We start from the raw sequence: 7601 nt of genomic DNA on the forward strand, positions 1-7601 counted from the left end.
ATGTAGCGCCGGCCCAGCGAGATGGTGCGGATCGCGTTCACGATCTCGATCGGATCGCACTCCTTGTTGAGGTAGCCGCTGGCGCCCTGGCGGATGAGGTTCATCGCGTAGTGCTCCTCGGGATAGCCGCTCAGGATGAGGATGCCCACGTCCGGCGCCTTGGCGCGGATCATCGCCAGGGCGTCGATGCCGCTCTGGCCGGGCATGGAAAGGTCCATCACCAGGACATCGAGTTCTGTCGTCCGGACAAGCTCGATCGCCTCGCGGCCGCTGGCCGCCTCACCCACCACCCGCAGGTCGACATGCTCCGAGAAAAACTGGCGCAAGCCGGAACGCACGATGGCGTGGTCGTCCACAATTCCGATCTTGATCATCTGTTACCTTCCTCCTTGTACTGCGGCCTTGTGCGTCGCAACATGCYGGTCCCTGGTCGGTTCCGATTATTCCCGAAATTGATCTGCAGGCATTGTCCAGAAACCTCATGCGCTGGTTCGCTTTCCCCAAGATGGCCCTCGGCCTCACGCTCGCCGCGCTGGCGGCGCTGGCCTTGATCGGCATCAACGAGGCAGGCTTCCAGCAATCGCACCGCGCCCTGCAAGCTGTCGGCGACGCGCAAAAGGCCCGCGGCGCGCTCAACCTCATGCTACAGAACGTCCTGGATGCAGAAACGGGCCAGCGGGGCTTCCTGCTGACAGGGGAAGCACGCTATCGCGAACCTTACGACCAGGCAGTGAAGGAAGTGGACGGCCATCTGGCGACCCTGCAGGCACTCTATGCCGGGCGGCCCAGCGAACTCGCTCGGCTCGGCGAATTGTCCAAGCACGTGGCGCGCAAGCTGGCCGAGATGGAAATGAGCGTGCGCCTGCGCAAGAGAGGCAACGACGACGCCTGGAAATTCGTCATCACGACCGATGTGGGCCGCGAGGAGATGGAGGCGATCCGCGAACAGGTCCGCTCACTGATCGCGATCAGCAACGAAGAGCTGGCGCGCAGCCAGCTCCAGATTGCGAATTCGCTGCGCTTGAGTCGCATTGGCATCGCGCTGGTGACGCTGGCCGGACTGCTGGCCTTCTACCTCTACCTGCGCCAGACCCATGCACTGCGTTCGGCGGGCGAGCGCCAGCAGGCGGCGCTGCAACGCGAGCGCAATGCGCTCGAGGGCGAGGTGCGCGACCGCACCGCGACACTGGCCGAACTGGCCACCCACCTGCAGCAGGTACGGGAGGCCGAGCGCGGCTATCTGGCCCGCGAGCTGCACGACGAACTGGGCTCCCTGCTGACGGCCGCCAAGCTCGACGTCGCGCGCCTGAAGTCCAGACTCAGTGACGCGCCGGACGCGACGCAGCGGCTGCAGCATCTGAACGATCTGCTCAACAGCGGCATCGCGCTCAAGCGCAGAATCATCGAGGATCTTCGGCCTTCTTCGCTGTCCAATCTGGGCCTGGTCGCATCGCTCGAGATTCTCGGCCGGGAATTCGCCGAGCAGTCGAGCATGGAGATCGAAATGGTGCTCGAGCCGGTCGAGCTCGATGAGGACAATCAGCTCACGGTTTATCGGATGGTGCAGGAAAGCCTGACCAACATCGGCAAGTATGCGAAGGCCAGCGAGGCCAGCATCGTCATGAAGAACTACGGCAACCACGTGGTCGTCGAGGTGAGCGACAACGGCAAGGGCTTCGACACCCAGCACGCCCGCCCGTCGACCCACGGCCTCGCCGGCATGCGGCATCGCGTGGAGGCCGCGAAAGGCAAGCTGAGCGTTTCCTCGACCCCGGGCAAGGGAACGCACCTGAGCGCGATCCTGCCCGCCAAGCCGGCCTGACCTGCCGGTGCCTCCACGCGCAAGGGGCGGCCGCCCCCTTTCGGTCCTCTCCTACGCCCCCAGGCCGCTGCTGCTGACAGGGTCCGCGCGAGGCGCCTCTTAACGTGGATGCCAAGCCGCTCGAATACCGGACGCGCTGGTTTGAAATCAACGAGGCCCCCTCGAAAAGGAGTCAAGCATGTTGCACTACGCAGTCGTGTTCCTGGTGATTGCATTGATCGCCGCACTGTTCGGATTCGGCGGTATCGCAGCCAGTGCCGTCGGCATTGCGAAGATCCTGTTCGTGATCTTCCTCGTCTTGGCGCTCGCCAGCTTCATTGCGGGCTTGATACGACGCCGCTAGCGTCGTTACGATCGACAGGCAACGCAATCTTTTTCCAGAAGGACCCTCCCATGAACACAACCGTCAAGACTCCTGCGCAACTCGCTGAAGATGCCCGCCAGACCGCCAGCGATGCCATCGACACCACGCGCGCCTACGCGCAGAACGCAGTCAACGCAGCCGGGGAAAAGGTGCGCGATCTGCGTCGCGATGCCGAACCGGCGGTCGAGCAACTCGCGGCCCGCGTGCAGCAGGCCGTGCAACGCGGCCTCGATGCCGCCTCGACCACCAGCGCACGAGCGCAGCGGCGCCTCGAAGCCGCGGCCGACGTGACCGGCAAGTACATCGCCGAYCAGCCCGTGCGCTCGGTACTGGTGGCTGCCGCAGCCGGCGCCGCCATCACCGCGCTGATCGTCCTGGCTAGCCGCCGCCGCGACGACTATTGATTCGGGTACCGGCCGACGCAGCACCATGATCCATCCCATCTACTCCACGGTGCTCGGCCACCCAGAGCTTGTTGCCGAGCATCTCGCCAACTATGGCGCGCTGGTTGGGCAGGAGGCCCGGGATGCAGGTGAAGACATCATGGGCCGGGTGGTCGCGGCTGGCCTGGCGGCCGCCAGCGCTCTGATGGCGCTGGGGCTGATCGGCGTCGCCCTGATGCTCGGGGTGCTGCACGGCTCCTTCCATTGGGTGCTCGCCGCAGTTCCCGCCACCGCAATCGCCATCGCGGTGGTCGCGGCACTGGTCGCGGCCCGATCCCGGCCTTTCCGTGCGTTCGCCGACCTGCGGACACAGGTCGACGCCGACTTGCGCGCGCTGCGCGCCGCCGGAGAGCATCATGGCCGTTGAGCGCGAGGAGCTCACGCCCCAGCAGCGGCTGGCGCAGTCGCGCCGGGCGTTGATCGCCCAGTTGCAGGGCAATCGTCGCGAGTTGCAGGACGACGCGCTGTACGCCGTGCCGCCCCCCCCGGTCCAGCCAGGCGGCGCCTTCGAGCACTTCGCATGGGGCTCCGTGGCCCGCGGCGTGGTGCGCCGATGGTGGCGTCGGCATCCGGCCAACGCGGTCGGCCAGATCGCCCGGCCCTTGCTGGAGCGATACGCGCGCGAGGAACCGGCAAAGCTGGTCGGCGCCGCAGCAGCGGCCGGCGCCATGGTGGTGCTGGTCAAGCCATGGCGATTGCTCTCCATCACCGCGGTGCTCGCCGCCGTTCTGAAGACGTCCGACGTCGCCGACCTGATCACCACGCTGATGCAGAAGAACGCCAAACCACGAAAGGACCTCCCATGAAGACCGCCGTCAAGGAACGCCACGAACACCTGGTGCTCGACCAGGCCGCCATCGATGCAGCCTCGAAGAGTCTCGACGAAGGCGCGGTAACGCCCAGCTACGGCCCCTGGCGCGACGACATCGTCAAGCTGCTCAACGACGCCCTGGCCACCGAGCTGGTCTGCGTTCTGCGCTACAAGCGCCACTACTTCACCGCCAACGGCGAAGCCTCGCCAGCCATCGCCGACGAATTCCTGGTCCACGCCAATGACGAATCGGCCCACGCCGACAAGATCGCCGAACGCATCGTGCAACTGGGCGGCGCACCGGACTTCAATCCCCAGAGCCTGCAAGGCCGCAGCCACGCGGGTTATGACGAATCACTCGAACTGCAAGCGATGGTGCGCGCCAACCTGACGGCCGAACGCGTGGCGGTCGAGACCTACCGCCAGATGATCGCGCTGATCGGCGACAAAGATCCCACGACCCGGCGAATGCTGGAAGAAATCCTGACCGACGAGGAAGAGCACGCCGACGAACTCAAGGACTGGCTGGGCCATTGAGACGCCGCTCGACATCATCGGCAAAAAGCCCGGGAAACCGGGCTTTTTGCTGGGTGGCGGCGCAGGGCAGCGCCGGCTACATCTTCACTTCGAGGTTGTTATCGACCRCATTCACGCCCTTGACCGACTTGGCGATCTGCTCGGCGCGCGCCTTGGCGACCTCGCTGGGCGCCGGTCCGTTGAGCGTCACCTGTCCGCCCTTGGTGTCGACATCGATCTTGATCGCGCTGAGCTCCGGGTCCTTCGCCAGGCCCGTGGAGACGGCGGCGGTGATCGACGCATCGTCGACTGCGCCGGCCACGGAGGCGGCGGCCGATTCGGTCTTGGCCTTGGCATTGGCGCCGGCCTGCTCGGTCCGTGCCACGGCGGAGTCGGCCTTCGGACTCACGGCCGGATCGCCAGGCTTGCCACAAGCGCCCAAGGCCAGGGCACTTCCGGCCAACATCAGCGCCAGCCAATGGCGCGTTGTCGAAATGGGGAAAATCGATTGAGTCATGGCGTACTCCTTCTCGCCCTATCGGCGTCAAGTCCTGTCCGGATCGCCTTCGGCAATGTCCTTGGCTTTCTCCTTGGCGTCGCCATAGGTCTTCTGCACCTTGCCGCTGGCTTGGTCGACCACGCCTTCGGCCTTCAGCTTGTCGCTGCCGGTGACCTTGCCTGCAGCTTCCTTGAGCTTGCCCTTGGCCTCTTCGACGCGGCCTGCGACTTGATCCTTGTTCATAGCGCTTCCTTCCCAAGTTGAATGAATCCGTGGTTCGGTCGAACCACTGAATTCAATTTAGCGCGGGGGGAAAGGCGCGACGGCGGGCAGCGGCTCGTCCGGCTGTAGGACATCGGGAACTCAGGCCGTCACGATCCAGCCCTCGATCGGATCGATCGCCGCGGGAAGCCCATAGCCGTGGCCAGGACTGTCGCGGCGCACCGCAGCCCAGGCCGCCTGGACCAGGCAGAGCGCAGCATCGAGGCGATCGCCCTTGGCGTCGTCTAGCAGCAGCGCGCGGGCCGTGTCGTCGAGCGCGAGCCGCAGCCCGAGCCGCCCCGTGCCCGCTTCCAGTGCGGCCACGATATCCGCCCGCGCCTGCCGGCGCTCGGCATTCCGGCCCGCCGCCGCGTCGCTCTTGTAGCTGCGCCGGCCGATCAGTTCGCGGGCCAGCAGGCCGGGGTAGGCCTCCAGGGCGATGCGCGAGGCGCCTACGCTCCGGTGCGACGGGTGCAGGCCCGGCGCAACGGCTCCAGCCGCCAGCAGACGTGGCACGCCAGCATGCAGCATGTACGCGACCGGCGGATTGACCCATTTCATCGACGGGCTGGAGCCGGCGGGCCCATCGGTCTGGCGATGCGCAAACTTCGCGCCACGGGGCCGCGCGGCACAGAAGGCGACGAACCTGCGCCGGATCTCCTCGCGCCCGAGACCGGCATAGTGCGCGATCAAGGGTTCCCACTCGAGGGGCCAATCGAGTGCGACGACCAGCTCGCGCGGCAGGCCGAACGGAAGATCGAAGGCGCCCACCCAGGCCGGTGTCGCGCGCAGCCAGTGCGCCCAGTCGTCGAGGGTGGCGAAGGCCTGGAAACCCGACAGGACCACCTGCCCGTCCCGCGCCGATCCGAGCGCGACGATGATCGGCTTGCGCGCGCTCGGCGCGCTCGAGAAGTCGCAGCCGAGCAGCAGCAACGCCGAAGGCTTCAGTGACGCCCGACGATGGCCGCAGTGGCCATCAGTTCTTCCAGCAGCGCCAGCGACACCTTGCCCGAGACCGAGTAAGGATCGAGCTCTGGCCGCTCCGAGTACTTGAGCAGGGTCGAAGCGTTGAGCTTCGACAGGTTGACCTGCCCCATGGTCCAGCCGCCGAATCGGCGCTCGGAAATTTCCTCGTAGTCGAGCAACACCACATCCTTGTGGCGCGGATCCCGCTGGATGTGGCCATAGAGCTCGCTGATCGGCATCCGGCCGCCCTCGATGGCCTGCAGGAACACACCCGCGCCATAGCAGAGGATGCCGGTGATGCCGCAGGAGGTATTGTGAGCGCGCGCTTGCGCGAGGATGTCGTCGATGGCGCCCTGGCTGGTATCCACGGCGCGGCTGGCGTAGAGAAGGCGTACGAGCATGATGTGTCCGGCTTAACGCTTGCGCGGAAGAAGGGATAGGAATTCGCGCCGCAGGTTGGGGTCCTTGAGGAAGACGCCGCGCATGACCGAGTTGATCATCTTGCTGTCCATCTCCTTGACGCCCCGCCACTGCATGCAGAAGTGCTCGGCCTCGACCACCAGCGCCAGTCCGTCGGGCTGGGTCTTCTCCTGGATCAGGTCGGCGAGCTGCACCACCGCCTCTTCCTGGATCTGCGGCCGACCCATCACCCATTCGGCCAGGCGCGCGTACTTCGAAAGGCCGATCACGTTGGTTTGCTCGTTCGGCATGACGCCGATCCAGAGCTTGCCGATGATCGGACAGAAATGGTGCGAGCAGGCGCTGCGCACCGTGATCGGGCCGACGATCATCAGCTCGTTGAGATGCTCCGCATTGGGGAACTCGGTCAGCGAGGGCGCCGGCACGTAGCGGCCCTTGAACACCTCGTTGACGTACATCTTGGCCACGCGGCGGGCCGTGTTGCCTGTGTTGTGGTCGTTGTCGAGATCGATCACCAGGCTTTCGAGCACGTGCTTCATCTTGCCCTCGACCTCGTCGAGCAGGCGCTCAAGTTCGCCGGGCTGGATGAACTCGGCGATGTTGTCGTTGGCATTGAAGCGCTTGCGGGCGGCGACGAGCCGCTCGCGAATCTTCACGGACACGGGCGTGCCCTCGTCTTCATCCCCGGCGGCGGGGCGCGGTACGGCGTCGATGGTCCTTAGCATCCACGCATCCTATCAGCGAATGGAATTCCGGCGATGACCCTACAGCGCCCTACCCGCGTGCCGACCCAGCTATTGTTTTGATAGCGAAAAATCGGTCACCAAGGGCAAATGGTCGGACATTCGGGCCCAGACCGGCCCGCGCGGTACCGCGCTGGCGACCGGTTCGAGCTGGCGGCCGTAAATGAAATCCAGCTGCGCCACCGGCAGCCGCGAGGGGTAGGTCAGCGTGCGTGCCCCGCGCAAGTCGCTCGAATCGCGCATGCCCATCGCATTCATTGCGTAGCGCATGCGTGCGCCCCAGTCGTTGAAGTCGCCAGCCACCACCAGGACCTCGTTCGGCGGGATCTCGCGCTCGATGAACTCGCGCAGCTGCGCGACCTGGCGGATCCGGCTGCCCTTGATCAGGCCCAGGTGCACCACGATGGTGTGCACCGTACGCCCCTCGAAGTCGATCGCGACGTGCAGCAGCCCGCGCTGCTCGAAGCGATGGTCCGAAATGTCCTGATGGGTCTTGCGCAGCACCGGCCAGCGCGTCAGCAGCGCGTTGCCGTGCTCGCCGTGCCTGGTGATCGCGTTGGTCTCGTAGACCGCCGTGTAGCCCTCGGGCGCCAGGAAATCCGCCTGCGGCAGCTCGGGCCAACGGTGGAAGCGCGCGGCCGCCTGCCGGTTCACCTTCCGGACTTCCTGCAGGCAGACGATGTCGGCATCGAGCTGCTCGATCGCATGCCCGAGGTTGTGGATCTCCAGCCGCCTGGCAGGGCCGATTCCCTGCAC

The 7601-nt window shown here is 66.0% G+C and carries 13 protein-coding genes; 6 read left to right on the forward strand and 7 right to left on the reverse strand.

All coding sequences use genetic code 11. From position 1 onward, the window contains the following. Positions 1–374 (reverse strand): response regulator (locus tag AC1DY5_RS34290; protein WP_478118779.1); only part of this gene is annotated, 374 nt, incomplete at its 3' end. Positions 375–481: 107 nt separating this feature from the next. Here AC1DY5_RS34290 and AC1DY5_RS34295 point away from each other — a divergent pair. The 6 genes from AC1DY5_RS34295 (at position 482) to AC1DY5_RS34320 (ending at position 3977) form a co-directional block, all read left to right on the forward strand. Continuing rightward, complete coding sequence (locus AC1DY5_RS34295; RefSeq protein ID WP_478118781.1) at positions 482–1822, forward strand: sensor histidine kinase; 1341 nt, start codon at positions 482–484, stop codon at positions 1820–1822. Positions 1823–2000: 178 nt separating this feature from the next. Next, positions 2001–2165, forward strand: a complete 165-nt coding sequence (locus tag AC1DY5_RS34300) for a DUF1328 domain-containing protein (protein WP_478118782.1) — start codon at positions 2001–2003, stop codon at positions 2163–2165. Between the two features lie 50 nt (positions 2166–2215). Next, positions 2216–2590, forward strand: a complete 375-nt coding sequence (locus AC1DY5_RS34305) for a hypothetical protein (protein ID WP_478118784.1) — start codon at positions 2216–2218, stop codon at positions 2588–2590. A 25-nt stretch (positions 2591–2615) separates the two neighbouring features. Next, the gene (locus AC1DY5_RS34310; RefSeq protein WP_478118786.1) at positions 2616–2996 is read left to right on the forward strand and encodes a hypothetical protein; all 381 of its coding nucleotides are present in this window, start codon (positions 2616–2618) and stop codon (positions 2994–2996) included. Further along, complete coding sequence (locus AC1DY5_RS34315) at positions 2986–3435, forward strand: hypothetical protein (protein WP_478118787.1); 450 nt, start codon at positions 2986–2988, stop codon at positions 3433–3435. Before AC1DY5_RS34310 ends, AC1DY5_RS34315 begins: the two co-directional genes overlap by 11 nt. Next, positions 3432–3977: a ferritin-like domain-containing protein gene (locus AC1DY5_RS34320; RefSeq protein WP_478118789.1), complete on the forward strand. Its 546-nt coding sequence runs from the start codon at positions 3432–3434 to the stop codon at positions 3975–3977. The genes AC1DY5_RS34315 and AC1DY5_RS34320 overlap by 4 nt, the downstream gene beginning before the upstream one ends. Before the next feature lie 76 nt (positions 3978–4053). On the opposite strand, the gene AC1DY5_RS34325 is transcribed toward AC1DY5_RS34320, so the two are convergent. The 6 genes from AC1DY5_RS34325 to AC1DY5_RS34350 form a co-directional block, all read right to left on the reverse strand. Then, entirely contained in the window at positions 4054–4473 is a 420-nt protein-coding gene (locus tag AC1DY5_RS34325) for a BON domain-containing protein (RefSeq protein ID WP_478118790.1), read from the reverse strand. A gap of 27 nt (positions 4474–4500) precedes the next feature. Continuing rightward, complete coding sequence (locus AC1DY5_RS34330; RefSeq protein WP_478118792.1) at positions 4501–4698, reverse strand: CsbD family protein; 198 nt, start codon at positions 4696–4698, stop codon at positions 4501–4503. Between the two features lie 120 nt (positions 4699–4818). Further along, positions 4819–5649 (reverse strand): DUF429 domain-containing protein, encoded by an 831-nt coding sequence (locus AC1DY5_RS34335; protein WP_478118794.1) that lies wholly within the window; start codon positions 5647–5649, stop codon positions 4819–4821. 11 nt (positions 5650–5660) lie between these two features. After that, positions 5661–6083 carry a BLUF domain-containing protein gene (locus AC1DY5_RS34340; RefSeq protein ID WP_478118795.1) on the reverse strand — a complete coding sequence of 141 codons (423 nt, stop codon included), beginning with the start codon at positions 6081–6083 and terminating at the stop codon, positions 5661–5663. Positions 6084–6095: 12 nt separating this feature from the next. Next, a complete protein-coding gene (gene folE, locus AC1DY5_RS34345) occupies positions 6096–6827 on the reverse strand; it encodes a GTP cyclohydrolase I (protein WP_478118796.1) in 732 nt (243 codons plus the stop codon). Between the two features lie 69 nt (positions 6828–6896). Then, positions 6897–7601 (reverse strand): endonuclease/exonuclease/phosphatase family protein (locus tag AC1DY5_RS34350; RefSeq protein ID WP_478118798.1); only part of this gene is annotated, 705 nt, incomplete at its 5' end.

It is taken from the genome of Variovorax sp. P4_D9 (genome assembly GCF_056401695.1).

Coding starts and splice junctions, on each gene's coding strand:
- AC1DY5_RS34315 (WP_478118787.1), top strand. CDS start 2,986: ATGGCCGTTGAGCGCGAGGAGCTCACGCCCCAGCAGCGGCTGGCGCAG.
- AC1DY5_RS34295 (WP_478118781.1), top strand. CDS start 482: ATGCGCTGGTTCGCTTTCCCCAAGATGGCCCTCGGCCTCACGCTCGCC.
- AC1DY5_RS34320 (WP_478118789.1), top strand. CDS start 3,432: ATGAAGACCGCCGTCAAGGAACGCCACGAACACCTGGTGCTCGACCAG.
- AC1DY5_RS34330 (WP_478118792.1), bottom strand. CDS start 4,698: ATGAACAAGGATCAAGTCGCAGGCCGCGTCGAAGAGGCCAAGGGCAAG.
- AC1DY5_RS34340 (WP_478118795.1), bottom strand. CDS start 6,083: ATGCTCGTACGCCTTCTCTACGCCAGCCGCGCCGTGGATACCAGCCAG.
- AC1DY5_RS34300 (WP_478118782.1), top strand. CDS start 2,001: ATGTTGCACTACGCAGTCGTGTTCCTGGTGATTGCATTGATCGCCGCA.
- folE (WP_478118796.1), bottom strand. CDS start 6,827: ATGCTAAGGACCATCGACGCCGTACCGCGCCCCGCCGCCGGGGATGAA.
- AC1DY5_RS34310 (WP_478118786.1), top strand. CDS start 2,616: ATGATCCATCCCATCTACTCCACGGTGCTCGGCCACCCAGAGCTTGTT.